The organism is Gilliamella sp. X-23 (assembly GCF_057063545.1).
The window spans coordinates 38,089-64,545 of record NZ_JBXSQG010000007.1 but is presented as its reverse complement, the minus strand read 5'-3'; the positions used below and the strand labels follow the sequence as shown (position 1 = coordinate 64,545).

The window sequence follows — 26,457 nt, the reverse complement described above, 5'->3', positions numbered from 1 at the left end:
TTTTAATATTTATTCAAGCAGTTATCTGGTGTGAAACTGATGAGTTTAAATGACTTTGTTTTGATAATACTTTCAGGCATTTTTCGTCATTTTCTTTTTTGGTTTTATTATTCTTATCTGCTCTTGACGGCGGTTGACATAAACTGCATGTAAACGTATTTTGTGGGTGATAAGCGTGCGTAATAAAAAGCCCACCACATACCGTACAACATGATTGTTGCATGATATTTTTTTCGACAAATTTGACTAAAATCCAAGCTCTGGTTAAGCCTAAAATAGGTTCATCTTTATGTGAAACTTGGCATTGTTCTAAATAAAGTTGATAGGCTTTTAAGATCGTTTGAATGCCTGACTTTAAGCCATTTCTAACTAAAAAAGAGTAAGCATTATAGAAAATGCTAGCATGAATATTCGGTTCCCATGTCATAAACCATGAGGTTGAAAAAGGCAATAAACCTTTAGGTGGTGGACAACCTTGAATCTCTTTATAAAGTTTTATTAATTTATTTCGACTCAAATTAGTTTCACTTTCCAACATTTGGATTCTTCCACCAAGAGAAATTAATTTGATAGCAAGTTGGGTTTCTTGATATTTCTGAATAATACTTGTACCTGTCATGTTAGTTCCTTAGCTATTTATTGATTGAATCTAATAGCAAACTTGATAAAAGAATGCCTGTATGCATCTGTTTTATATCTCTAACGCGGGATTCTTCTGTTAGTTTTTTCATCATTTCTGCATTTTCAAATCGTAGTCGAAATATTAATTGATTTGTTTCTGATAAAACCAACATTTGAGAGGTACTTAAACCGCTAAGTATATCTGCCGTTTCTTCATCAATTCCCAATCGATACATTGCCATCACTTTATCTTTTTCAATCATTTTCTGACTTAACAGTAAAGTTGACAGATTCAAATGATGTATACACTTAAGAACATCGTCATCTAATATATTGCCCAATTTAGTCACCAATTTATCTTTATTATTTTTCGTGTAAAAAAACGAAAAACAGGTAAAATTAAAAAAGAAATTATTTTTTTTCGCTTAAAATTACATTTTTAAATTGAAAAGGTCAATAAAAAAATCATTTCAATTTATTTTCGATTGATTACACTTTATTTAATTTCTTTTTTTATTGTTTCTAAAAAGTAACCTTACTTTGTATTCTTTTTATTGCTTGGCTATGCAATTGGCTCACTCTTGATTCACTAATATTCATTACATTACCGATCTCTTTTAAATTGAGATCTTCTTGGTAATAAAGTGATAAAACAAGTTTTTCCTTTTCTGGTAAGTTTTCAATTTGGCGGATAATGGTATTACGAATTTCCTCATCTATTATGGTCAAAAAAGGATTATTATCTTCTTCATATTCAATAATGGAATCAATGTTATCACCCAATTTCTTATGAATTTCATCGTATGAGCATATTTGGCTAGTATTTGAATCTAATAAAATTTTGTGGTATTCACTAATAGGCAATTGTAAATATTGGGCAATTTGCTCATCATTAGGTGGTGTACCTAACTTCTGTTCTAATTCATTCATTGCAGTTGTGACATCTTTTATTTTTTTTCGAGTTTGCCTTGGTAACCAATCACGGCTGCGTAGTTCATCAAGCATGGCGCCTTTAATTCTTGGTATGGCAAAGGTGGCAAACGTATTACCTTGAGAGATGTCATAACGTTTTATTGAGTCTAATAAACCGATATAGCCAACTTGTAATAAATCATCAAGTTCAACCGTTGCAGGTAAACGAACCGCTAATTTTAACGCTTCATTGCGAACCAAATGAATATATTGTTTCCAATCGATTTGGTTTATTACACCCTGTGAGTTATATAAGCTATTATCCATTTTTTGAACCAATGCTATAAAAATGCTTCACAGTATTATGACGATAGTTGGTGAATTTAATGGGCAGAATAACGGGATAAAAAATAGTTAATTATCATTATTAGCCATAACGGCATTATAAAAATACCGTTATAGCTATATGACAAAGGTAGAATGATCAAAAATAGATAATCAGAATTATTGTAATAAAGAAAGTACTGATTGTGGTACTTGGTTAGCTTGTGCTAATACAGATGTACCTGCTTGTTGTAAAATTTGACCACGAGTCATGTTTGATACTTCTGTTGCATAATCCGCATCTTCAATACGGCTACGTGCAGAACTTAGGTTATTTACAGTATTGTTAATGTTGGTTACTGTTGATTCGAAACGGTTTTGCACCGCACCAAGTTGTCCTCGTAATGCATCAATTTTTGATAATGCAGCATCAATTGTTTTTAATGGATCTGCTGTTGGTGAACTTGATACATTAAATGCATTTAAACCAAGTTCAGTGCTATCAATTTTTTTCAAATTGATTTCAATGGTTTCGCCGTCGTTTGCGCCTACTTGAATTTTAAGGGTTTTATCTTCAGATAATACTTTAGAACCATTGAAATCAGTTTGTTTAGAAACACGATCGATTTCATCTAAACGTTGATCGATTTCGTTTTGAATTGATACTAGATCGCTTTCAGAGTTAGTGCCATTTGCTGCTTGAACGGTTAATTCACGAATACGTTGTACGTTGTTGTTGATTTCGTTTAATGCACCTTCTGTTGTTTGTGCAAGTGAAATACCATCATTTGCATTACGAGCAGCTTGCGTTAACCCTTTGATGTTTGATGAAAAACGGTTAGCGATTGCTTGACCTGCTGCATCGTCTTTTGCGCTGTTAATACGCATACCTGATGAAAGGCGCTCGATAGATGTGCTAAGAACGCTTTGAGAATTGTTTAGGTTGTTTTTTGCCATTAAAGACATTGTATTAGTATTAATTACTTGTGCCATTTTTATCTCCGATAATATAAACATTAAAATCAACTAGATATTGAAATTTGTTTCAACATTTTTGCTGATGAATAACTTATCGGTAGAAAAATTAGGAACTTTAATATTTTTAATGATTATATTTTAAAAAATAAAGCCATTTAGTAAAAATAAAACAATTATATTCAAATAAATCATTTGATTATAAATTTTATTAATTAATTTTTTAATAATTGTTTTTGCGCAAAAAATAGTAACTTTATTGCTTATTAAATAAATATTGAAATGATAACTAAACTTTTAGCAAGGTTAGCCGATATACAAACTATTAAATAATTTGTTATAGGCAGACTAAATCATGGCAATGAGCGCATTAGGAATAGGTTCGGGAATCGATCTTGGTGAAATTTTAAAGCAATTAGAAGCGGCTGAAAAAACACGCTTAACACCCATTACCACACAACAAAAAGCGATTAATGCAAAAATTAGTGGTTTTGGTAAATTAAAAAGTGCATTGACAACATTTAATACAGCAACGGCAAAACTTCAAAAAAAAGAGTTATTTCAAAGCCGTATAGCGACAGGTAATAACGATTATTTTTCAGTAAAGACAAATAGCAAAGCGGTTTTAGGCGATTATGCTGTGACGGTTGATCAATTGGCGACATCGCATAGTGTTTCAACATCGGTAATCAACGACAAAAATGCGCCATTAGGTAATGATAATGAAACACGAACCATCACTATTGAACAGGCGAATGGTGACAAGCTTAATGTAACGTTATCTAAAGATGAAACATCGTTAGAAGCAATAGCTAACGCCATTAATAATGCCGAAGTGATTAATGAGGATGGCAAAAAAATCCCTTCAACAATGAATGCCGCTGTTGTTCGTTCTGGATCAGATAATTACCAATTAGTGATTACCTCGAAAGAAACGGGTGAAAAGCAAACCATTACATCAATTTCGTCAGACGATGATAAATTAAATAATATCATTGGATTTGATATTAATCAGCCTAGTAATAGTCATATGACTGAAGTGGCAAAAGCGCAAGATGCTAAATTGACGTTTAATGGTATTGCCATCACAAGTAGTTCTAATACCGTCAAAGAGGTTGTTGCCGGTGTTGATATAACATTAAAAGCAACCACAACAACCAGCCAAAACCTTACCATAAGTGCAGATAACGAAAAGGCAGAAGAGGCCATTAAAGAATGGGTTGAAGCCTTTAATCAACTGCAAACAACCATGTCAACGCTAACCAAATTCACCGCAGGAGAGACTAACTCTAACGAATTAAACAGTAGTAATGGCCCTTTGATTGGTGATTCAACGCTACGTAATATTGACCAGAGTATTCGTTCAATCTTTGCCAAAGGACAAGCGGGCGAGTTTTCAGTATTGTCGCAAATTGGTATTACCATGGATAAAAGTGGTCAGCTAACGGTCAAAGAAAATGAGCTAAAAAAGGCACTTAATGAAAATAGTGACGCTGTTGCAACATTATTTATTGGTGATGGTAAAACGACGGGGATAGCTAATGAGGTTTTTACCAAAGTGAGTGGATTTATTGATAGCGATGGCATGATTGATTCGGCAACCAATGGCTTAAATTCTACGTTAAAGTCATTAGATAAACGTCATGAACAAGTAAGTAGCTCTATTGAGCAAACTGTTGAACGTTACCGAGTTCAATTTACTAAATTAGATATCTTAATTAACTCATTAGATAGTATGAGTAATTATTTAACAACACAATTTGACATGATGGCAAACTTAAAAAAATAGAGGGGAATGATGTATCAGTTAGGTTCTAAAGCCTATGAGCAAGTAAATTTAGAAACACGTGTTAGCCAAGCTTCGCCCCATCAATTGATTGTATTATTATTTGATGGTGCATTACAGGCAATTCGCTTAGCGAGCTTATATCTTCAAAAAGGTAATATTGCTGGTAAAGGCACAGCAATTTCTAAAGCAATTAACATTGTTGATAATGGTCTTAAAGGCTGTTTAGATTTAGAAAAGGGGGGGGAAATCGCAGAAAATTTAGATCGTCTTTATCACTATATTAGTCAACAGTTAGTTTTAGCCAATTTACATAACGATAAAGAAAAACTGCAATCTTGTTACGATTTGTTAAACAATATTGCCGAATCTTGGCGAGAAATTGCAAAATAAAAAAGGGTGATTATGAAAGGAAGTAAATTATTAGAACAATACGAACAATTTAATTATGTTGTTGAACAAATGTTGATTAACGCAAGGGATGAAAACTGGGATTTATTGTTGAGTTGGCAAAATAAATATCTTCAATTATCAAAAGGTATTATGCTGGTCGATGATTTTACAGCAATTGAAAACATGCCCTTGAAACATCAAGATATTGTGCGAATGTATATAAAAAACATACTTAGTTATCAACAACAATTAACCCAATTGATTATGACACGTCATTCACAGCTTCGAGAGTGGATTGGTAAACATGTCGATCATCAAAATAAAATCGATAACTATCAAAAAATAGCCAACTTAATGTAACAATGTAAGTTTGTGGATTGCTTGGCTTGAACCCTGTAAATTATATTAGGTTCAAGCTAAGGTTTCTGTTCAATGACTTCAATTAATACGTAATTAATTTTTAGCATCCGTATTATTAATACGAGTGAGTTCAATTAATTAGACATTCATATTCATAATTTCTTGATAAGCTGCAACCAGTTTATTGCGTACTTGAATACCAAACTGCAATGAAACCGATGATTTTTGCATATTAACCATTACCTCATTTAATGAAACATCCGCATCGCCCATTTCAAATGCTTTGGATTGCTGGTTTGCTTGTATTTGCAGTTGGCTGATCTTGTCTAAAGCCGTTTTTAGTTCTGAACCAAAGCTTGTGTTATCCGCAACATGCGTTTTTTTTGAAGTGGATGCCGATTGATTTAAATGTGTTAGCTCAACTGAATTTAACATATTGATTGTATTCATTTTGATAGTTGTTTCTTTTGTTTTTTGTCAATGTATTGTTAAATTTATCATAAAAATAAAAAAGCAAAGAGGTTAAGTAAGGGAAAAACTGCACGCTTTTCTCGCCATTGAATTTTTTAAATACATGGATAATAACCACCGAGTTAATCTAAATAGTTTAGAATTAGGATGTCTATGACTAGTCAAACAGTCAATAACAAAGGTGAATCACTATTCAATAAGTTACCCTTTGCAAATCAGTTAAAACAAAACACAAAAATGGCATTGTTAATTGCTGGTGTCATTATGATAGCGATGATTAGTTTTATCTATTTATGGGCTAAAGATGAATCATATAGTGTTTTATTCAGTAATTTAAGTGATAAAGATGGTGGCGAAATTATTAGTCAGCTTGATAAGATGAATATTCCTTATCAATTTTCTGCTTCTGGCTCAGCTATCTTAATTCCACAAGACAAAGTTTATGACACGCGTTTACGTATTGCACAACAGGGATTACCTAAAGGCGGATCAGTCGGTTTTGAATTGCTTGATAAAGAAAGCTTTGGTATGAGCCAATTCAATGAACAAATCAATTATCAGCGAGCATTAGAAGGCGAATTATCCCGAACAATATCTATTATCAGTAGTATTGATGATGCGAGAGTGCACTTAGCAATGCCTAAACCGTCGTTATTTGTTCGCGAGCGAAAATTTCCCTCAGCTTCGGTCGCATTAACATTACTACCAGGGCGAACTTTATCACAAGGCCAAATCGATGCCATTATTCACTTAATTTCAAGTAGTGTGCCAGAATTACAAGCAGATAAAGTAACCATTATTGATCAGCATGGTCACCTATTAACCGGAGAAGGCTACCGAGATAGAAATACCAATGTGGCTCAACTCGAATTTAGTGAGCGGATTGAAAACAGTATTCGTCAGCGAGTAGAAAAAATTATCACACCTATTTTAGGTAAAAATAATGTTAAAGTACAAGTCAATGCCGATGTCGACTTTAGCCGACAAGAATCGACATCAGAAACTTATGATCCTAATAGTGATATTGCGAATCAAACAATTCGTAGTAAGCAACAAATGGAAAACCATCAATCAACTAAAAGCTACGGTATTGGCGGAGTGCCTGGTGCACTATCTAATCAACCTGTACCGACATCTAGCGCACCCATTGATGAAAACGAAACAAAAACCGCATCGACTGAAAAGGCAGATAAACAACAGCCTTACAATTTACAATCAAATAATACTGTGAACTTTGAAGTAAACCGACAAGTTATACACAGTAAAATACCTGAAGGACGAATTAAACGCTTATCTGTCGCTGTTTTGGTGAATTATAAATTTGTCACAATCGAGCCAGATAATGCAGAGTCTGAATCTGACGACAACAAACGACCAGCCAGCACTGAGCAGTGGGTAAAGCTAGATAATGATGAACTTAAAAATATTGAACTATTAGCCCGCCAAGCAATGGGATTTTCGGATTTGCGAGGTGATTCACTCACTGTCGCCAACTTAAAATTTACCGATCAAGAATTGGACGAAAGCAACGGCTTAGCGTTTTGGCAAACTCATGAGTTTTTCGAAGGGGTTAAAACTGCTGGTAAGTACTTGATTTACATTTTAGTTATCTGGTTCTTGTGGCGCAAAGTGTTCCATTCACTGTGGATAAAAGTACAACGGCAGTACCACATTTTTAGTGATAAAACCACTAATGCATCAACTAGTGTTGAAGAAAAATTAGATTATAAAGCGCACAGCAAGCAGCAACAAAAAATATTTGAAGATAACATGCAGCAACAGCAATACATCCGCAAAATTGTCGAAAAAGATCCTCGTGTTATGGCATTGATAATTCGTGGTTGGATGAGTAAGGAGGACACAGAAAAATGAATTTAAGTGAATCTCAAAAAGCCGCCACAGTATTAATGGTATTAGGCGAAGAACTTGCCGCAAAAGTGATGCAGTATTTAAGTTCGAAAGAAGTACAACAAATTAGTAGCGCAATGATGTCGTTGCCCCAATTGTCTCAAGAACAGTTGAAAAATATACTTAATGAGTGCCAAGGCACGCTTGATGATTGTGCTACCTTAAATACCGATACCGATGGATATTTACGTTCAATACTTGAAAAATCCATTGGTAGCGAAAAAACCGAACGCTTACTTGATGATCTATTAAATACTGATCGCGAAGAAGCAACGGATGGTCTTGAAATGCTAAACTTTGTTGATGCCGCACGAGCGGTTGATCTTGTTAAAAAAGAGCACCCACAAATTATTGCAACGATATTGGTACATTTAAACCGTGATCTAGCGGCCGAAATTCTCAACCTATTTGATGACGAATTACGTAATGATGTTATGTTGCGAATTGCCACTTTTGGAGGTGTTGAGCCATCGGCACTTAAAGTCTTGTCGGCGTCATTATCAACGTTATTACATGGTCAAAATATCAAATTGAATAATATGGGTGGAATCCGCACAGCGGCTGAAATTATTAACTTAATGAAATCGCAACAAGAAGAGTTGGTTATCAGTGCATTACGTGATTATGATGGCGAACTTGCACAGAAAATTATTGATGAAATGTTCTTGTTTGAAAATCTTGTTGAAGTTGATGATAGAAGTATCCAACGTCTACTTAAAGAAGTCGATAATGAAGTATTAATCATTGCATTAAAAGGCGCATCGACGGCACTACGTGACAAACTATTAAGCAACATGTCCCAACGTGCTGCGTCGATTTTACGCGAAGATCTTGAAAATAGACCACCAGTGCGCTTATCACAAGTTGAAACAGAGCAGAAGAAAATTTTGGTTATTGCGCGTCGATTAGCAGAAAGTGGCGAAATGATTTTAACTAGTGGTGATGATGAATACGTATAACCAACCGGATGGATTAAACTGGAAACCGCTAGACTTTCGTGACTTGGCTGCAAGTACGCTAGCAAACCAGAGCGAAAGTAACGAAATAGTACAGACCGAGGTTAACGAATCACAGCCTGATCTTGAACCTGAGTTGGATTCACAACCAGAACTAAACACCGTAAGCTCAGAGCTTGCTGAAACTCAACAAACATTGGAACAACTAAAGCAAGAAGTTGAAGCACAAGCCTATCAGGAGGGGTTTAATTTAGGTCGTGAAGCAGGTTTTGAGGAAGGCAAACGAGCGGGCTATGAACAAGGGTATCTTCTTGGGCAACAAGAAGGGCGAAAGCAAATTGAACAACAACTTAATGATGAAAAATGCAAAGCTGTTCATGCTATCACCAATTTAATCAGTAATTTTCAGCAATCAATTAATGATATTGATGAGTTAATCGTACCTAAATTATTTGATTTAGCGTTAATTGCTGCACAAAAAACAGTAGGCAGTATTGCTAAAGTAAAACAAAAACAGTTAATTCATACGATACAAACATTAGTTGAACAGTGTTCAATTTTGTCCGAACCTATGTCGTTACACCTTAACCCAACCGATTTACAATGGTTAGAACCCATGCTAAATGAAGAAAACCAACAATATCGCTGGCAACTTATTGCTGACCCCAATATTGAAATAGGGGGGTGCAAAATTTTGACTAATACCAATGAAATCGATGCTAGTGTCAATAACCATTGGCAAATTATGTCTGACTGTTTACAAAGGGATAATCATTAACGTGAAATACTCCTCTTCATGGTCGGATAAAATTAACCAAGCAACACAGAAGCTTGAGTCCTTATCTTTAATTCGCCAATATGGACGTTTAGTCAAAGCATCTGGATTAGTTCTTGAAGCGATAGGATTAAAATTACCATTAGGATCTAACTGCTTGGTCGAACGGCAAACAGAAGGGCGAATTGAGCCTGTTGAATGTGAAGTAGTTGGTTTTAACGACCAAACGCTTTATTTAATGCCCTTTGAATCAACGGACGGCATTTTATTAGGCGCACGAGTTTACACCGAACAATATGATCTAACACACTTTAGCCATAAAGTATTGCCTGTAGGCATGGGGTTATTAGGGCGAGTGGTTGATGCCATGGGTAAACCACTAGATGGCAAACCACTACCAGAACATATTGAACATGCAGGGTTAGCCAGCAAATCACTTAATCCATTGCAACGCACACCGATTCACCAAGTATTAGATGTTGGTGTAAGAGCGATAAATGCTTTGTTAACCATAGGGCAAGGGCAACGGATGGGGTTATTTGCCGGATCGGGCGTGGGTAAAAGTGTTTTACTTGGTATGATGGCGCGTTACACACAGGCAGACATTATCGTCGTTGGCTTGATTGGTGAACGGGGGCGAGAAGTGAAAGACTTTATCGAAAATATTTTAGGCGAAGAAGGCTTAGCCCGAGCTGTTGTTGTTGCTGCTCCTGCCGATGTATCTCCTTTATTGCGCTTACAAGGCGCAGCCTATGCTACTAGAATTGCCGAAAGCTTTCGTGATCAAGGTTTTAACGTTTTATTGATTATGGACTCATTAACACGTTATGCAATGGCACAACGAGAAATCGCCTTAGCAATCGGCGAGCCTCCAGCAACTAAAGGCTATCCACCCTCAGTATTTGCAAAATTGCCTGCGCTCGTTGAAAGAGCCGGCAATGATGATAGCGGCAAAGGCGCTATTACTGCCTTTTACACTGTATTGACTGAAGGTGACGATCAACAAGATCCGATTGCCGATTCTGCTCGCGCCATTTTAGATGGGCATATTGTATTATCACGAGCACTTGCCGAGTCAGGACACTATCCGGCCATTGATATTGAAGCCTCAATTAGTCGAGTAATGACTGAACTTACTGCACCAGAAGACGAAAAAAAATCGCGATTATTTAAACAACTGTTTTCAAGCTTTCAACGAAACCGCGATTTAATCAATGTTGGTGCTTATGTAGCAGGTACTGATCCATTATTGGATAAAGCGATAACCCTATACCCCACTATGCAAAAATTTTTACAACAAGGTATTGACGAACACTGCAGTTACCAAGATGCCTATCAACAATTAGCGGCCATTGTTGAACCGCAATTAGCTCGTTAGGAACACTGCGCAATGAATAAAAATTCATCAAAAATTGCTTTTACCACATTAAAAAAACTGGCACAAAAGTCGGTCGACGATTACTTAATAAAGCTCAAAAAAGCGAATGAAAATCAGCAAAATGCACAATCACAACTTAATGTCTTAACTAATTATTATGCTGAATATCAACAAAAATTAAACTCAGCCTTATCTGAAGGTATAAAAGGCAGTGAGTTAAACAATTTTACATTGTTTATTGCTTCTATTGAGCAAGGAATCGAACAACAAAAAAAGTTGTTGTTATCGTTAGATATCAAACAAAAGCAAATTATAAAAAATCTTAATCAATCACAAAAGAGCTTAAACACTTATAGCACTTTACTAAATAAACAGCATAACCAGTATTTACGTCAACAAAATCGTTTACAACAAAAACTGACAGATGAATTTGCACAGCTACAATTAGCAAGGAGAATATTAAATGAATATTAATCTGATTAATGATTTGAACCTGACCTCTTCACGTCAGTCAGAACTTGTTGAAACAGATGTGATGGCTAACGATAATGATGGCTTTCAACAATTATTGCGACTCAGTGAAAATCAAACAGAACAAGGCAAACAAACCCTTAACACAAAATTAGGTAGAACTGATGATGCACACGAAGAAAACGGCAACGATGTCGATATAGTTATCACAGCTATTCACCCTTTTAATATAGCAACGCCAGAACAAACAAATTTAGCTTTGATTGGTGGTGCACAACATAGCGATACATCAATCGAACAAACTCCATTGGTAACGACCGATTTACATAGTGATTTATTGGATAATTTATTACCAGAAAAACCAATCAATGAGCAGGCAACCCAGTTACTTTCTTCTATTTATGACAGCGAAAACTTAATTAATAACGTAACCTCGCAAAACGACGTTATATCATTAACAAATAAAAAAGAAGCAAAATCGGGACTTGCTCATCAACAAGTATCAACAATTGACGATGACATTAATTTTAATGCAAATCCAACAAGCCATAAGCAATATGCTAATAATATGATGCACAAAATGGCGACTTTTCAAAGTCAATTTATTACCACTAATCGCAATAAAGATGCCATCATGAACACAAATCAAGACTCATTTTTGACAAATAATACCAATAATGGACAAAGCCTGTTATTATCGCCAACGCATGCGAGTACAACATTAGCTACAACGTCAATACACTTGCCAACGCAAGTAAATATCACACAATGGCAAACATCATTAGCTGAACAAATTATTATGTTTAACCGCCAAAGCATTCAAACTGCCGAAATAAAATTACATCCACAAGAATTAGGTGCATTGCACATTAAACTTGAAATGAATGATGATAAAATGAACCTCCACATGATGGCAGCTCATCATGTTGTTAAAGGTATGTTAGAATCAGCATTGCCTTTTTTAAAGGTATCATTAGAAGATCAAGGCATCACACTAGAACAAGCTAATATTGGTGATTTTTCAATGATGAACGATTCGCAGCAATCAGCCATGCACCAACAATCCCAAAATAACCAATCACAGAAGGTGATATCGCTTGATGCAACCGATGAGCATATGGAACCAATCTTATTAGAACATCGCTCACTTAGATCAGGGCTTAGTATTCTTGCTTAACGATTAAAATCGTTATTTATTGGTCAATTTTTAAATCTAAATAAAGTAAAGCGCTTAAATAGGTGATGTTTTATTGCCTATTCTTCAAATCGATTTTAAAAATATGATCTATCATTCTTGCCACTATAGCAACTAAATGGATTATAGATCCTTTAAAATATTATAGAGACAAGAATAAATATGCCAACAACAAAAAAAAAATCAAGTATTGTAAATTTAGTTCTTATTCTTATTACGCTATTAGCGATAGGCGTCGCAGCTTATTTATGGTTTCAAAATAGTTCACAAAACACAACTAAAGAGCCTGAAGAGCCCGAAGTCACATCCCCTGTATTTATAACATTAAAACCATTTACTATTTCATTACCCGCTTCGGAAGAACATCTAGACATCAACAAAACCCTTTATATTGGTGTCGTTTTGCGCGTAGCGAATGAAAATCAAAAAACAGTACTATTAGATTATTTACCCGAAGTAAGAAATAACGTTCTGCTTTTAACTTCAAAACAGTATGTTAATACTCTGAAGCAAGAAATAGGTAAAATTGATTTACAAGAACAGATAAAAAATGCCTTATCACGACAATATAATGCAAAGCATTTTGTAAAGATTGATGAAGTGCTATTTACTGATTTTATTATACGGTGATTAACATGTCTGATAAGCATGAATCAACAGCGAGTGTTGATGAGTATGATAACAAGGAACAAATCTTAGATTATTCATCAACAACAAAAGAAAATCCTAAAAAGAATTCAAATTTTGATTCTTCATTTAATGTACCTACATTGGAAAAATCTCCCGATGTAAAACCTTATGATCTATCTGTCAAACATCGCTTTATTCCTGAGCGTTTAACTGCGTTAGAAATCATTAATGAACGTTTTGCTCGGCAATTTCGAATTGGTTTATTTAACCGATTACGCCGCAATACCGACGTGATTGCTTCACCCATTGAGCCGCTTACGTTTAAAGATTTTTCGGATATGTCATCGGCAACTTATTTAAATCTCGTGCACCTTAACCCATTAAGAGGCACAAGCTTGTTTTCATTTTCGCCAGAATTGGTTTTTATTATTGTGGATTCTTTATTTGGTGGTGATGGGCATTCAACTCAAATCGAAACAGAAGGGCGAGAATTTACCCACACTGAACAACAGATCATTAAAAAAGTCTTAGAATTAGCATTAATCATTTACCAAAAATCATGGGTGGATGTCTATGCGATTGAAACCGAATATGTTCGATCTGAAATACAAAGTAAATTTACCAATATTACTAATTCACCTGATGATATTGTCTTAACAAGTAACTTTAAAGTCGAAGTTGGTAATAGCAAAGCAACCTTCTGCGTTTGTATTCCTTATTCTATGGTCGAACCCATCAAAGAGCTTCTTATCAAGCCGCCGATTGAGCAACAAACTTATCAAGATGATAAAGTTTGGATGAGCTCACTAACCAGCGGAATCAAGCAATCAGAGGTCGAATTAGTGGCTAATTTTGCCACTATTCATACAACCGTAGATAAATTATTAGCCCTAAAGACCAATGATGTCTTAATGATCGAAAAACCTACAAATCTTGATGTTACTGTAGGTGGAGTGCCGATAGTAACAGGACATTATGGTAAAACGAACAAACAATATGCAATTCAAGTCGAACAGGTCATTAACCCTGTATTAGAGCAATTGAATGAAGGAGTTTTTAATGACTGATATCAAACAAAATAGTGACGACAAACAATCTACTAGCCTAAATAGCGACGAACTTATTGCCCAAAACGCTATTTTTGAAACGCTATCGCCACAACAAACAGAAGATAAAAAAAACGATATTAACCTGATTCTTGATATCCCCGTAAATTTGAGCGTTGAACTAGGCCGAACAAAAATGGCCATTAAAGATTTATTAAATTTAACGCAAGGATCGGTTATTGCCTTAGATGGTCAGGTTGGTGAGCCATTAGATATATTAATTAACGGCTACTTAATTGCTCAGGGCGAAATTGTGGTTGTTGCTGATAATTATGGTGTACGCATTACCGACATTATTACTCCAGCAGAACGTGTAAGAAGATTGAGTCGCTAATGGCAATCGAACCCCCCCATTTAGCTCAACCTGTAATTGGTGCAACCAGCACCAACACTTTATCGTCTCCTTCTTCTGAATTGAATATTTATACTGAAGTGGGGACATCCATGGGGCTAATGCTCATTGTTGTCATCGGTTTTATATTGTTGCTAGCTTGGTTAGCTAAACGAATGGGTTGGAAAAAAAAGACCCATCAATGGATCGATGTCAAAGCCACATACAACATTACGCCAAAAGAACGCATTATAGTGGTTCACGTTGATAACCAGCTATTAGTGGTTGGGGTGACGCCACAACAAATGACATTACTTCACACCATTGATGAACAGCGCACTCAAAAGCTATTTTCGCAAAGTGAGGTAAGTAAAAAATTGCCATCAAGTAACACATTTCAACAGATATTACAATCTGCGCTAAAAACCAAAAAGGAGTAACACCAAGTGCGGTCAAATTTAATGATTGTGCTAAGCTTATTGTTGTTTAGCTTACCAAGTTATGCTCAAACACCGGTATTACCAGACATAGCACAACCGCTCAGCAGTGGACAAGCTTGGTCATTGCCAGTTGAAACACTTGTCTTTTTAACCTTACTTACTTTTATCCCTGCTATATTACTCTTGATGACCAGCTTTACGCGCATCATTATAGTATTAGGACTGCTACGCAACGCGCTTGGCACACAATCGGCGCCGCCTAATCAAGTCATTTTAGGGATAGCGCTTTTTATGACCTTTTTTATTATGTCGCCCGTTATTGACAACATTTATCAAGATGCGTATATCCCCTATTCACAAAACCAAATCACCATGCAAGAAGGTTTAAGCAAAGCAAGCAAACCATTACAACAATTTATGCTCACCCAAACGCGAGAAAACGACCTAGCACTATTTGTTAATATGTCCCACATCAATGACATCCAAACACGTGACGACATTCCCTTAAAAGTTCTTGTCCCCGCTTTTGTTGTCAGTGAATTAAAAACAGCATTTCAAATTGGCTTTACTATTTTTATTCCCTTTTTAGTGATCGACCTTGTGGTTGCCAGCACACTTATGGCATTAGGTATGATGATGGTACCACCAGCAACCGTATCTCTACCATTTAAATTAATGCTATTTGTATTGGCCGATGGATGGCATCTATTGCTCGGATCGCTAGCGCAAAGCTTTTTTAGTTGAGTCATATCATGTCGCCAGAATACATAAGTACCTTAGCAATACAAGCCATAAAAGTTGCCGCTTCGCTAGCAGGGCCAATACTGCTAGCAGCGTTAGTCACTGGGCTCATTATTAGCTTATTACAAGCAGCAACACAAATAAACGAAATGACATTATCGTTTATACCCAAAATCATCGCAGTAATTGTCGTGTTAATCCTATGGGGGCCAACAATGCTATCGACCATGATTGACTATCTCCAAATCGTCATTACCGATATACCTAATTTAACGCGTTAAAGATAATGGATTTTGACATTAACGTTTTACTTAATATTGACTTCTTTTCTTTGATTCGGGATGGGTTTTTCCCCTTTGTTCGTATTTTAGCACTCATCATGACCGCTCCCCTCTTGGGCGAAAAAGAAATCCCCAACCGTGTCAAAATTGGTCTAGCATTACTGATTACTATTTTATTGCCATCTTCCCCTCTTGATGACAACATCAAAATTTACTCCTTAATGGGAATTGTGATCATCGCTCAACAAATTATGATCGGCGCAGTGATTGGATTTACCATGCAGTTGGCATTTATGGCGATGCGGTTTGCAGGTGAATTAATTGGAATGCAAATGGGGCTAGGGATGGCGACCTTTTTTGACCCCATCGGTGGGCCAGCGACATCGGTATTATCGCGCCTAATCAACGTCATTGCGTTATTAATGTTTTTGCATTTTGATGGCCATTTATGGTTGTTATATGGCATATCAAACAGCTTCGAAATTATTCCCATAGGGCTAATGTCATTACAGGCAAATGGTTATTTGGTAGTGCTTGATGTCAGCAAACTACTATTTATCAACGGCATTATGCTAGCCTTGCCTTTAATGACCTTACTATTAATTGTCAATATATCACTAGGGCTACTTAACCGAATGACACCACAGCTATCAATATTTGTTGTCGGCTATCCAGCAACCTTATTATTAGGGTTATTTATGCTTACTTACTTAATGACAACTCTACCGGCATTTGCCGAGTTTGTTTTTGAACAAATGTTTGAAAGGGTTTCGAGCGTGCTGTGGTATTTGAAGGGATGATGTTGATAACGTATTGAATTAAAAGAAAAAGCTAAAAATAAAAACTTCAATAAAATCAATGCCTTTCCTGACCGTTTTTTATTGGTAATAAATCATATTAAGTTGTTATGTCTAAAAATACTTATATCAATGCCGATAAATCCACATTGATACAGTATTTAACTTGTTGTTTTTATTAAGCCTTTTTAACAAAGCAGGCTTTTAGCATAATTTTCATGCCGTCAACTTTACAATCGATTTCGTGATCGCCTTCGACTAAACGGATACCTTTAGCTTTGGCACCTTTTTTTAGGACAGTTGATGAGCCTTTTAATTTAAGATCTTTGATCAAAATAATATCATCACCATCAGTCAGTAAATTACCGTTACTGTCTTTAACTTGTAATCCATCGTCAGAAGCCACAACTTCGTTTGGATCCCACTCGTGTGCGCATTCAGGGCAAACATAAAAGGTGCCATCGTGATAAGTATGTTCTGATTGGCAAGCAGGGCAATTAGGTATAGATTCCATGGGTTATTATTCTTCCAAATTAAATAAAATGGCGTTTACTATAGCAAAAAATGCTATTAAGTCATAGCACTCACCGTCAAGTTTCCATTAAACGTTTTTATACACAACCCTAACACCAGCATCAAACCCAAAATAAAGTTACGCTAGCTTATTTTCAAACATTACATTTAATCAACAGAACTTATTTAATGACCACTATTTAAAGAGCCCAAAAATCGGTCAGGAAAGGTATTGATTTTATTAAAGTTTTTATTTTATTGCTTTTAAACAAAAAAACACTCCATCAAAACACGCTAACAAAAATCTTAATCTTATTCACTCAACAAAACTTTACAAATTTAAAAAAAACTAGCGTATTATTAACCAATAGGTTACAATTTGAGCGCTTTTCAAGCAAGGAAAAGCTCATTAGTTGAGCGGATAATTATAAAAAATTGAAATAAAACAAAAATTTACTTGACAGGTTAATCAAAATGCGCTACCATAATCGGCATCTGGCATCTGGCATCTGGCCTGCCAAACCTATGCCTTAAATCTTTTTCAATTTCACCGTAGTCTAAATCAGACACAGTTCTTATTTTCATCACCGAGGTTATCGAGCTCATCGCGTTTGACGAAGTCGCCGAATTTATCGCGGTCTTCGGGCTTGGCATTATTGCCAAGGTTATCGTTGTGGTGTTCGTCGGGGTTAAGTTTTTTACTTAGCTTACTTAACCTTTCTAACATCTCTAGCTTCTTTAGCTTGCTTGAGTTACCTAGCTTATTTAGATTACCTAAATTGTCGTTATTATTTGCGCTGCTGCTCTTGTTGTCGTATTCGCAGAGTTCTGTGGCATTAACGGCACATACATCAAGGGAAATAGTGGGTAGTGCGCCGTATTTGACGTTTGATAGAGGTCGGACAAAGGCAACTTCAACAGATAGTTTATTGTCTATTAAGTTGCGGGATGGTAGAAGGTACACACCGGCAACCAATCCATCAAGTGCTACAAATCCAATAGTTTTACCTTATGCAGGAAGTACTTTGGGAGATATAGATATGTTAATCCCATCATCAGTGAATTCAGTGAGTTTAAGTGATTTAGTCACTAGGTATAATTATTGGGGAGATGATGATGGGGATGGACAGGGAGCTAATGGAGTAACGGCTACAGGGAGTATATCGGTATCGTTTAGGGATAAAAATGGCAATACCGTTAGTCGTAGTGATACATTAAGTATTTGTGGTGCTCCTTATAAGGTAACATTAAGAAGTACAGGAGGAAGTTTAACTACCCAGTATGGAGTGCCAAGGATTAGTAGTTTTAGTGGAGCTACGGTGGATTATTATATCAATCCGTATAACACTGTTCCTCGTGTTTGTTACGCAAGGCCGAAATTGTACTTTGGTGGTACTGGTGATAGTGTTGATGGTGTCCGTGACGATTCCAAGTACGCAGGTCCATCTAACATATGGTCTCCTACAAAGGGTTTTTTAGCTCAGTCTAATGATTCATCATCTTACGACCGAAATTTTCCGACAACGGGTGCTGATGGTTTGTATTTTGATTTAAACATAGGTGGAGTCGATGCACGTCAGTTGACGTGGTCTGTTGTCACGAATGGTAGTAGTATAACAGCTACGGTGACAAGTGTAACAGCTAATATGTTATGGATTCCTCGTGCTGATAGAGGAAAAGTTGTCGCACGTGTTAAGCTAAGCGGTCCTAGGACTGATAGTACTCAGAGAGATTCACGTAATCCTAGTCCTCTAGCTGTACCATCTTTACCACAGACATTTGAGGTAGTGGGTAGGGATAGTGGGGGTAATGTGATGGTTAAATATGGATTTGTGTTAAAGCAGTGGTTCGTCTCGCGAGGAAGGCAGGATACTCAATCTAATCAAATATCTTGGTGTAGACGTTTGGGTTATCGTCTTGCTAGGGTTAGGGATTTAACTAACGCGGTGAAAACAAATGGTAATTCTATTTCTGGCGCAGCGCCTAACTCATCTGCTAATAATTACATGCGTCATATAGGTGCAGGATTTTTCACGGAGTGGGGCGCTAGTGGCAGCCTTGAGTACTGGACCAGCGATGCATCAGGTGGAAATGGCTTCTATGTCGGCTGGGAAGAAGGCATCATCTACGATTGGCCTGGGAACGTCGACTACTTCGCTTTTTGCACCACACCTTAACTTTTATTTCTTAGTCCTCAATCCTTAGGCCGCGGGGGCGGTTATGGTGCCAATAGCGGAGAATTTATCAAAGAATAAAGCCCCCGCGTAAGTGGGGTATTCCCTTAGGGTTGCGCAGTTGTGGCAAAGCCACAATCGCGCCGCCCCCGCCGCCGACGCTGAAAGCGTGGTTGGCAATTCTAGTGATTACGCTGTGGCGGTTTAAATTCGTGGTCTATTTATAGTACGGCAAGGTTTCGGACGTTTTGACCTTTGGTGAATAAAATAGCTACAGTGACCACGTCCGAGCAAAGGGAATTAAAGCGAATTCCCTTTGCAATCCCACGCTTTGGCTACAGAATGTGGCCTACGGCTACCCTCCGCCGTCGCTCGGTCTTAACGCACCGTTTGTGGACGCGCTCCAAGCGCACCACAAACTCGCCAAACATCCTTGTTTGGCGTGCTAACCTCGCTCTGTTGTCGGCACATTCTGACGCCGGAATAAGACAACAACATAACCATCGTTTTTGGAATAGGTTATTGTGTTTTTATAAGGCAGTTTTTGTTAAAAAACATCCGGAAAAACTTTAATAAAATTAATACCTTTTCTGACCGATTTTTGGGCGGAAAATCAGGCCTTTTGGGTTGGTGAATAGAATAAATTGGGTGCGTAGGTTTCGGACGTTTTGACCTTAGGTGAACAAAATAGCTACAGTGACCACGTCCGAGCAAAGGGAATTAGAGCGAATTCCCTTTGCAATCCCACGCTTGGCTGCAGAATGTGGTCTACGGCTACCCGACGCCGTCGCTCAGTCTTAACGCACCGGCTATTATCCGTTCCAGACGGAGAATAGCCTCGCCAAACATCCCTGTTTGGCGTGCTGACCTCGCTCTGTTGTCGGTACATTCTGCCGCCGGAACAAGACAAACCGCATAGCTTTCGTTTTTTGCGGAGTGGTATCGTGTTTTATAAGGTGATTTTTGTAAAAAACGCCCCGCCAAAACTATTTTACCTATCAATTCCCTTATACTCTGGCAATAAAGTAGCAAAACCTTTATACTATGCGGTAATTTTTAGTATCTCTAAATTAGTCTTACTAAATCAACCCGTTCTTTAACATCATCAATTGGAAGAAAATTATGCATCCGATGCTTAATATTGCTATTCGCGCTGCTCGTAAAGCAGGCAATGTGGCCATTAAGGCTTATGAAAACCCTAGTTCAATCGAGATCGAAGCCAAAGGCGCTAATGATTTTGCCACTAATGTGGACCGTGCGGCCGAGGCTTTAATTGTGGAAACAATCAAAAAAGCTCATCCTGACCACACTATTATTGCCGAAGAAAGTGGCCTTGTTAAAGGTAATGATGCGGATACACAATGGATAATCGACCCAATTGATGGTACGACCAATTTTATCAAAAATATCCCTCATTTTGCTGTGTCAATCGCGGCGCGAGTTAAAGGTAAAACCGAAATCGCTGTGGTTTATAATCCAATGAGTAATGAGCTGTTTACGGCTGCTCGTGGTAAAGGTGCTCAACTTAATGGTTACCGCATTCGTGTGAGTAATGCCAAAGATTTAGACGGCAGCGTACTGGCAACAGCTTTCCCGTTTAAAGCTAAACAATACAGCGACAGCTATTTTGCCGTTTTGCAAAAGTTGTTTGTTAAGTGTGGCGATTTTCGTCGCGCAGGTTCGGCTGCTTTAGATTTGGCTTATGTTGCCGCAGGTCGTTTAGATGGCTTTTTTGAAATTGGCTTAAAACCATGGGATATCGCTGCTGGTGAGCTGATTTTGCGTGAGGCTGGTGGCGTTATTACCGATTTTGCTGGTGGTAATAATTATATGGTTTCGGGCAATGTTGTGGCTGGTAATCCTAGAATTGTAAAAGATTTATTAGTTTCTACCCAAAACGATTGGCCAGAAAAATTACGTAACTAATTTCCTTTCTTTTTTCACAGGGTTATATAAGCCCTGTGATCACCGCTTTATTTTTGTGCATAACCTTTAATATTCAGTATATACTAACTTTAAACTCGATAAACCATATAAGGTATATATCATGAAAACGGTCCAATATCATTTTATTGTTGAAGATATGAGCTGCGCATCTTGTGTTGGGCGCGTTGAAAAAGCACTCAAAAAAGTCGATGGGGTGATTGATGTTAGCGTTAATCTGGCGACTGAAAAAGCAACGGTTGACGCTGATGCACATGTAAAGCTCGAAAAATTGATGTCTGCGGTTGATAAAGCGGGTTATCATGCGGTTAAAATTACTGAGTCAGCAGGTGATCCACAAAAATCGAAAAAACCATCACCTCACTGGACTATTGTCACCGCTGTAATACTGGCTGTTCCTTTTGTGCTGCCTATGTTATTAGCGCCGTTTGGGATAAATTGGATGATGCCGGCTTGGTTGCAATGGGGGATTGCATCGGTTGTACAATTTGGCTTGGGGGCTAAATTTTATCGAAGTGGCTTTAGTGCGGTTAAAGCAGGGGCTGGCAATATGGATTTATTGGTTGCTATCGGCACAAGTGCTGCGTATGGATTATCAGTTTATCAGGTGATGACTGGCAAGGGTGAACATCTTTATTTTGAATCGTCAGTTATTATTATTACCTTAATTTTGATCGGTAAATGGCTAGAATCAAGCGCTAAACATCAAACCACCCAAGCAATTGCAGCGCTTGGTGCGCTACGGCCTGATGTTGCGTTAGTTAAGCAAGGTGATCAAGAAGTGAGTTTACCCATTAGCCAAGTGAATGTCGGGGATATTGTTATTGTTAAGCCCGGCGAGCGTATTGCGGTTGATGGTATTGTGATTGAAGGCGCATCAAGTAGCGATGAGTCAATGTTAACCGGTGAGAGCTTTCCTGTAAATAAATCCGTTAACGATGTGGTGACAGGTGGTACGATTAATGGTGAAGGCTTATTGCTTGTTCAAACTACAGCTATTCAGGCCGATTCTACGTTATCCAAAATCATTGCAATGGTTGAATCGGCTCAGGCCAAGAAAGCACCGATTCAACGAATTGTTGATCGCATTAGTGCGATTTTTGTGCCGGTGATTTTATTGATTGCACTAGTTACGCTATTGGCTTGGGGAGTGATATTGCATGATTGGCAGCAAGCATTACTTTATGCCGTTGCGGTGTTAGTGATTGCTTGCCCATGTGCGTTAGGCTTGGCAACACCAACCGCGATTATGGTGGGGACTGGGGTGGCTGCTCGCCATGGTATTTTAATTAAAGATGCCGAAGCGTTAGAAACGTTGCACAATGTTAATACGGTCGCATTTGATAAAACCGGTACTCTCACCATAGGTAAGCCTGAATTAGTCGAAATGGATATTATAGGTAGTGAGACGCCCGATCAAATTTTATCGCTAGCCGCATCATTACAAGCCGGTAGTGAGCATCCACTTGCTAAAGCCATTTTAAGTAAGGCTAAAGAGTATGGTTATGCTCAAAATATTACCTCGGTAGCGGGATCGGGGGTGATGGCAACTGTTGATAATACGCAGTATTATTTAGGTAGCTTGCGATGGATGAAATCATTAAATGCCTATTTTGTTGGCATGGACGATAAGATTAATGAGTTAGCCAGTAAAGGTTACACCATTTCATTTTTAGCTAAACAGCAATTAGAAGGTAATGTGGTGATATTAGCGCTATTTGGTTTTGCTGATGTAATCAAGCCAGAAGCGAAAACCGCCATTGAAGCGTTGCATCAGTTAAATGTAAAAAACGTTATGTTAACTGGGGATAACCAGAAAGCGGCGAATTACGTTGGGCAGCAGTTAGGCTTGGATAAAGTCATTGCTGAAGTGTTACCGCAAGATAAAGCCAATTATGTTTATCAATTACAAAAAGAAAGTCATGTTAATACCCATCATCGAGTGGCAATGGTGGGGGATGGGATTAATGATGCGCCAGCATTGGCGGCTGCGGATATTGGTATTGCGATGGGCACGGGTACCGATGTGGCTATGCATGCAGCAAGTATTACCCTTATGCGTGGTAATCTGTTTTTAATTGCTGATGCAATCGATATTTCGCGCCGAACCTATAATAAAATCAAACAAAATCTATTTTGGGCATTTTTCTATAATTTGATTGGCATTCCGCTAGCGGCATTCGGTTTTTTAAATCCAATGATAGCTGGTGCCGCTATGGCATTAAGTAGCGTGAGTGTGGTTACTAATGCGTTGTTACTTAAATGTTGGAAAGCAAGAGCTTAATCTTGTAGGGTAATCGTTAGGATTTTAATTTTTACACTAAGGCGGCTAATTACCGCCTTAGTTATTTGTGCGTTTGACTGTATAGATAATTAAATTAGGCTAAAACTGATTTGTGTGCCTTTCCCTTGTTCGGTAATAAACACGCCAACCGCGCAGATCAGTTGTTCATTATAGTAAATCAATGGGATTCGTGTACGCATCCACGGTGGAATGTTATGTTCTTGCCATAGCTTTTTTATTGATCGTGAACCATGGCGATTGATAATTTGAAATTGTCCTTGAGCATGAAATCGTACAGTGACTTGTTCATCTGCATGGGGTAAACGGCAAGATAAATCAGTTTGATAATTAGCCTGTAATTGACCAATACTATCAGGAAGAATTAAGGGCAAAGCCAAATCCCAATTAAGGATTTGTTGTTCAATATCTTGATATAACGGTAATAAATAGAGTTGATTTTGATAGCGACGAATTTGCTTGTCGTGTAGTATGAATTTAGGATTGGCATCTTCTTTTGCTAGCACAACCGTTTGCCAAATGAGTGCTAATTGTTTTTGGCTTGGCATAGTGATTTGTTGGGATCGTAGCCACATGCGCATTATAGCATTGCGTTTATATTCTGAACACGCCATTAAAGGCGCTAGATTTAGCTGTCCTTGTTGGCTAACCATCTGTTGAAAATCAGCCAATAATAATTCATTAATTAACGCTTCTTGCTGCTGACATAATTCAGCACTGCGTGCCACCATTTGCGAAAAATGTGGCCAACGTTGATTCAATGTTGGTAAGACCTTTAAGCGTAAAAAATTGCGGTCATAACGATCATCTTGGTTACTTTCATCTTCTATCCAGTTGAGTTGATGCTGATTAGCATAAGTTTCAATTTGTGCGCGTGAAATGGTTAATAAAGGGCGAAGATGTTGCTGATTTTCCTGTGGCATGGCAGCTAGCCCCGCTGGACCACTCCCGCGTTTTAATGCTAAAAGGAATGTTTCGCATTGATCATCAAGGTGTTGTGCAGTGCATAACGTTTCATCATCTGTTAAGTGACGATAGATAGCTTGGTAACGTGCGTTTCTGGCTTGTTCTTCGATGTTTCCTGCGCTAGGGTCGAGTTTGACTTTTTCAATGATTAGCGGCACTTGCCATGCTTGGCATTGTTTTTGGCAATGCATTGCCCAGTTGTCAGCATTGTTGCTTAAACCATGGTGAATATAGATCGCTCTTAGCTTTAAATCAGGTAACAATTGCTGTTTGAGTGCAACTAGCGCATCCATTAATACGGTTGAATCAACACCACCACTATAAGCAACCAGTAGTGCTTTGTGGTGTGTTATTTTATGCATAATTGTTTGTTTGATGCTTTCATCAAACATTGTTGGGTGTGGGTTATTCATCTTCTATTTAATTACACTAAGCTTTGTAATGCATTGGCTTTATTTTTATGTTGTTTGATTCTATCTAAACCAGCAGCAAGATCGGCAATTAAATCATCAGGATCTTCAAGACCTATATGTAGTCGAATAAGTGTTCCTGTAAAGTCTATGCCAGATACAGGTCTAATATTTGCGAGTTCTTCAGGTTGATTGGCTAAAATTAATGACTCAAATCCACCCCATGAATAAGCCATTGAGAAATAAGTTAAGTTATCAAGAAAATCAGACAATTGCACGTCGGTTAATCGATCTTTGAGTATAAATGAAAATAAGCCACTTGCGCCTGAAAAGTCACGTTTAAAAAATTCGTGTCCTTTACAGCTTTCTAATGCTGGGTGATTGACGGTTGCCACTTTTGGATGACTTGCTAGCCATTTTGCTACTTTTAAACCGCTTTCGTGATGTTGTTTTAATCTTATTGCTAATGTGCGTAAACCACGCGCAGCCATATAGGCGGTGTCCGCATCACACATTTGTCCCATTAAGTAAGAACGTTCGCGCAATGTTTCCCAACAGCGCTCGTTAGCAACCGCCGTGCCTATCATGGCATCAGAATGGCCGATAAGATATTTGGTACCGGCTTGTATTGAGATATCAATATCATGCTCTAACGCTTTAAATAAAATACCCGCGCCCCATGTGTTATCTATCATAATGATGATTTCAGGATTAACACTTCGAATGGCTTTAACAATGGCGGGGATGTCTTGAACTTCCATGGTTATTGAACTTGGCGATTCAAGAAACACGACTTTAGTATTTGGCTTAATGTGATTTGCGATATAGCGACCAATTAATGGTGAGAAGTAATCAGTTTGAACACCAAAATCTTTTAAAATGTGTTGGCAAAAATCTTGAGTGGGTTCGTAAACGGCTTCTGATACTAAAATATGATCACCCGTTTTCACAAAAGCCAAAATAGCATTAGTAATAGCTGCTGCACCACATGGATAAAGGTAACAACCGGCACCGCCTTCAATTTCAACCATCGCATCTTGTAGTGCAAAATGAGTCAATGTGCCGCGGCGACCGTAGAATAATGCGCCATTAGCACGGTTTTTTGTGGCTTCTTTTTTGGTTTCAATAGAATCAAAAACGAGTGATGATGCACGTTGAATAACCGAATTAACCGCACCTTGTGTATAACGCTTTTTGCGTCCTGCGTGAACTAATTTTGTTGGTAATGACATAATGATTCCTTTTGCAATTTTATAAATTTTTATATTTTTATAACAGTTAGAATAGCATGCTGCTA

General features: G+C 37.6%; 27 protein-coding genes. 19 read left to right on the top strand and 8 right to left on the bottom strand.

From position 1 onward, the window contains the following. Window positions 1-13 precede the first annotated feature (13 nt). The 4 genes from flhC to ACYH9I_RS06450 all read right to left on the bottom strand — a co-directional run bounded on the left by flhC (window position 14) and on the right by ACYH9I_RS06450 (window position 2,850). Entirely contained in the window at window positions 14-619 is a 606-nt protein-coding gene (gene flhC, locus ACYH9I_RS06465) for a flagellar transcriptional regulator FlhC (RefSeq protein WP_483559755.1), read from the bottom strand. Between the two features lie 13 nt (window positions 620-632). Further along, on the bottom strand, window positions 633-953 hold the full coding sequence (gene flhD / locus ACYH9I_RS06460) for a flagellar transcriptional regulator FlhD (RefSeq protein ID WP_483559821.1): 321 nt from the start codon (window positions 951-953) through the stop codon (window positions 633-635). Between the two features lie 190 nt (window positions 954-1,143). Further along, entirely contained in the window at window positions 1,144-1,860 is a 717-nt protein-coding gene (locus ACYH9I_RS06455; RefSeq protein WP_483559754.1) for an RNA polymerase sigma factor FliA, read from the bottom strand. A gap of 177 nt (window positions 1,861-2,037) precedes the next feature. Further along, the gene (locus tag ACYH9I_RS06450; RefSeq protein WP_483559752.1) at window positions 2,038-2,850 is read right to left on the bottom strand and encodes a flagellin N-terminal helical domain-containing protein; all 813 of its coding nucleotides are present in this window, start codon (window positions 2,848-2,850) and stop codon (window positions 2,038-2,040) included. A gap of 337 nt (window positions 2,851-3,187) precedes the next feature. Between ACYH9I_RS06450 and fliD the strand changes: the two genes are divergently transcribed. From fliD to fliT, 3 genes are read left to right on the top strand one after another with little or no spacing between them, the layout of a single operon-like run. Then, entirely contained in the window at window positions 3,188-4,621 is a 1,434-nt protein-coding gene (gene fliD / locus ACYH9I_RS06445) for a flagellar filament capping protein FliD (RefSeq protein ID WP_483559750.1), read from the top strand. A 6-nt stretch (window positions 4,622-4,627) separates the two neighbouring features. Continuing rightward, on the top strand, window positions 4,628-5,011 hold the full coding sequence (gene fliS / locus ACYH9I_RS06440; protein ID WP_483559748.1) for a flagellar export chaperone FliS: 384 nt from the start codon (window positions 4,628-4,630) through the stop codon (window positions 5,009-5,011). Window positions 5,012-5,023: 12 nt separating this feature from the next. Further along, entirely contained in the window at window positions 5,024-5,371 is a 348-nt protein-coding gene (gene fliT / locus ACYH9I_RS06435; RefSeq protein WP_483559746.1) for a flagellar protein FliT, read from the top strand. A gap of 138 nt (window positions 5,372-5,509) precedes the next feature. On the opposite strand, the gene fliE is transcribed toward fliT, so the two are convergent. Further along, window positions 5,510-5,821 (bottom strand): flagellar hook-basal body complex protein FliE, encoded by a 312-nt coding sequence (fliE, locus tag ACYH9I_RS06430; RefSeq protein ID WP_483559744.1) that lies wholly within the window; start codon window positions 5,819-5,821, stop codon window positions 5,510-5,512. 174 nt (window positions 5,822-5,995) lie between these two features. Between fliE and fliF the strand changes: the two genes are divergently transcribed. From fliF to fliR, 13 genes are all read left to right on the top strand, one after another. Beyond that, window positions 5,996-7,714: a flagellar basal-body MS-ring/collar protein FliF gene (gene fliF, locus ACYH9I_RS06425; protein WP_483559742.1), complete on the top strand. Its 1,719-nt coding sequence runs from the start codon at window positions 5,996-5,998 to the stop codon at window positions 7,712-7,714. Next, the gene (gene fliG / locus ACYH9I_RS06420; RefSeq protein WP_483559741.1) at window positions 7,711-8,709 is read left to right on the top strand and encodes a flagellar motor switch protein FliG; all 999 of its coding nucleotides are present in this window, start codon (window positions 7,711-7,713) and stop codon (window positions 8,707-8,709) included. Before fliF ends, fliG begins: the two co-directional genes overlap by 4 nt. Next, on the top strand, window positions 8,696-9,484 hold the full coding sequence (locus ACYH9I_RS06415; protein ID WP_483559739.1) for a flagellar assembly protein FliH: 789 nt from the start codon (window positions 8,696-8,698) through the stop codon (window positions 9,482-9,484). The genes fliG and ACYH9I_RS06415 overlap by 14 nt, the downstream gene beginning before the upstream one ends. A 31-nt stretch (window positions 9,485-9,515) precedes the next feature. Then, complete coding sequence (gene fliI / locus ACYH9I_RS06410; protein WP_483559819.1) at window positions 9,516-10,859, top strand: flagellar protein export ATPase FliI; 1,344 nt, start codon at window positions 9,516-9,518, stop codon at window positions 10,857-10,859. A gap of 12 nt (window positions 10,860-10,871) precedes the next feature. Beyond that, window positions 10,872-11,333, top strand: a complete 462-nt coding sequence (fliJ, locus tag ACYH9I_RS06405; protein ID WP_091347862.1) for a flagellar export protein FliJ — start codon at window positions 10,872-10,874, stop codon at window positions 11,331-11,333. Then, window positions 11,323-12,507, top strand: coding sequence for a flagellar hook-length control protein FliK (locus tag ACYH9I_RS06400; RefSeq protein ID WP_483559737.1), 1,185 nt, complete (start codon window positions 11,323-11,325; stop codon window positions 12,505-12,507). The genes fliJ and ACYH9I_RS06400 overlap by 11 nt, the downstream gene beginning before the upstream one ends. A gap of 180 nt (window positions 12,508-12,687) precedes the next feature. Continuing rightward, the gene (locus tag ACYH9I_RS06395; protein ID WP_483559736.1) at window positions 12,688-13,155 is read left to right on the top strand and encodes a flagellar basal body-associated FliL family protein; all 468 of its coding nucleotides are present in this window, start codon (window positions 12,688-12,690) and stop codon (window positions 13,153-13,155) included. Window positions 13,156-13,160: 5 nt separating this feature from the next. Continuing rightward, window positions 13,161-14,222, top strand: a complete 1,062-nt coding sequence (gene fliM, locus ACYH9I_RS06390) for a flagellar motor switch protein FliM (protein WP_483559734.1) — start codon at window positions 13,161-13,163, stop codon at window positions 14,220-14,222. After that, on the top strand, window positions 14,215-14,595 hold the full coding sequence (gene fliN, locus ACYH9I_RS06385; RefSeq protein ID WP_483559733.1) for a flagellar motor switch protein FliN: 381 nt from the start codon (window positions 14,215-14,217) through the stop codon (window positions 14,593-14,595). The genes fliM and fliN overlap by 8 nt, the downstream gene beginning before the upstream one ends. Next, on the top strand, window positions 14,595-15,032 hold the full coding sequence (gene fliO, locus ACYH9I_RS06380) for a flagellar biosynthetic protein FliO (RefSeq protein WP_483559731.1): 438 nt from the start codon (window positions 14,595-14,597) through the stop codon (window positions 15,030-15,032). Before fliN ends, fliO begins: the two co-directional genes overlap by 1 nt. 21 nt (window positions 15,033-15,053) lie before the next feature. Continuing rightward, window positions 15,054-15,776, top strand: a complete 723-nt coding sequence (fliP, locus tag ACYH9I_RS06375; protein ID WP_483559817.1) for a flagellar type III secretion system pore protein FliP — start codon at window positions 15,054-15,056, stop codon at window positions 15,774-15,776. 8 nt (window positions 15,777-15,784) lie between these two features. Further along, on the top strand, window positions 15,785-16,054 hold the full coding sequence (gene fliQ, locus ACYH9I_RS06370; protein WP_091347846.1) for a flagellar biosynthesis protein FliQ: 270 nt from the start codon (window positions 15,785-15,787) through the stop codon (window positions 16,052-16,054). 5 nt (window positions 16,055-16,059) lie between these two features. After that, window positions 16,060-16,854, top strand: a complete 795-nt coding sequence (gene fliR / locus ACYH9I_RS06365) for a flagellar biosynthetic protein FliR (protein ID WP_483559729.1) — start codon at window positions 16,060-16,062, stop codon at window positions 16,852-16,854. A gap of 175 nt (window positions 16,855-17,029) precedes the next feature. Here fliR and ACYH9I_RS06360 read toward each other — a convergent pair whose 3' ends face one another. Next, window positions 17,030-17,365: a zinc ribbon domain-containing protein YjdM gene (locus tag ACYH9I_RS06360; RefSeq protein ID WP_483559727.1), complete on the bottom strand. Its 336-nt coding sequence runs from the start codon at window positions 17,363-17,365 to the stop codon at window positions 17,030-17,032. A gap of 610 nt (window positions 17,366-17,975) precedes the next feature. On the opposite strand from ACYH9I_RS06360, the gene ACYH9I_RS06355 reads away from it, so the two are divergent. The 3 genes from ACYH9I_RS06355 (at window position 17,976) to ACYH9I_RS06345 (ending at window position 23,766) form a co-directional block, all read left to right on the top strand. After that, window positions 17,976-19,541 (top strand): hypothetical protein, encoded by a 1,566-nt coding sequence (locus ACYH9I_RS06355; protein WP_483559725.1) that lies wholly within the window; start codon window positions 17,976-17,978, stop codon window positions 19,539-19,541. Between the two features lie 1,119 nt (window positions 19,542-20,660). Continuing rightward, on the top strand, window positions 20,661-21,464 hold the full coding sequence (suhB, locus tag ACYH9I_RS06350; RefSeq protein ID WP_174787092.1) for an inositol-1-monophosphatase: 804 nt from the start codon (window positions 20,661-20,663) through the stop codon (window positions 21,462-21,464). A 121-nt stretch (window positions 21,465-21,585) separates the two neighbouring features. Beyond that, a complete protein-coding gene (locus ACYH9I_RS06345) occupies window positions 21,586-23,766 on the top strand; it encodes a heavy metal translocating P-type ATPase (RefSeq protein WP_483559724.1) in 2,181 nt (726 codons plus the stop codon). Between the two features lie 89 nt (window positions 23,767-23,855). Here ACYH9I_RS06345 and tilS read toward each other — a convergent pair whose 3' ends face one another. Then, window positions 23,856-25,142 (bottom strand): tRNA lysidine(34) synthetase TilS, encoded by a 1,287-nt coding sequence (tilS, locus tag ACYH9I_RS06340; RefSeq protein ID WP_483559815.1) that lies wholly within the window; start codon window positions 25,140-25,142, stop codon window positions 23,856-23,858. Window positions 25,143-25,174: 32 nt separating this feature from the next. Then, the gene (gene metC / locus ACYH9I_RS06335; RefSeq protein ID WP_483559722.1) at window positions 25,175-26,392 is read right to left on the bottom strand and encodes a cystathionine beta-lyase; all 1,218 of its coding nucleotides are present in this window, start codon (window positions 26,390-26,392) and stop codon (window positions 25,175-25,177) included. Window positions 26,393-26,457 lie beyond the last annotated feature (65 nt).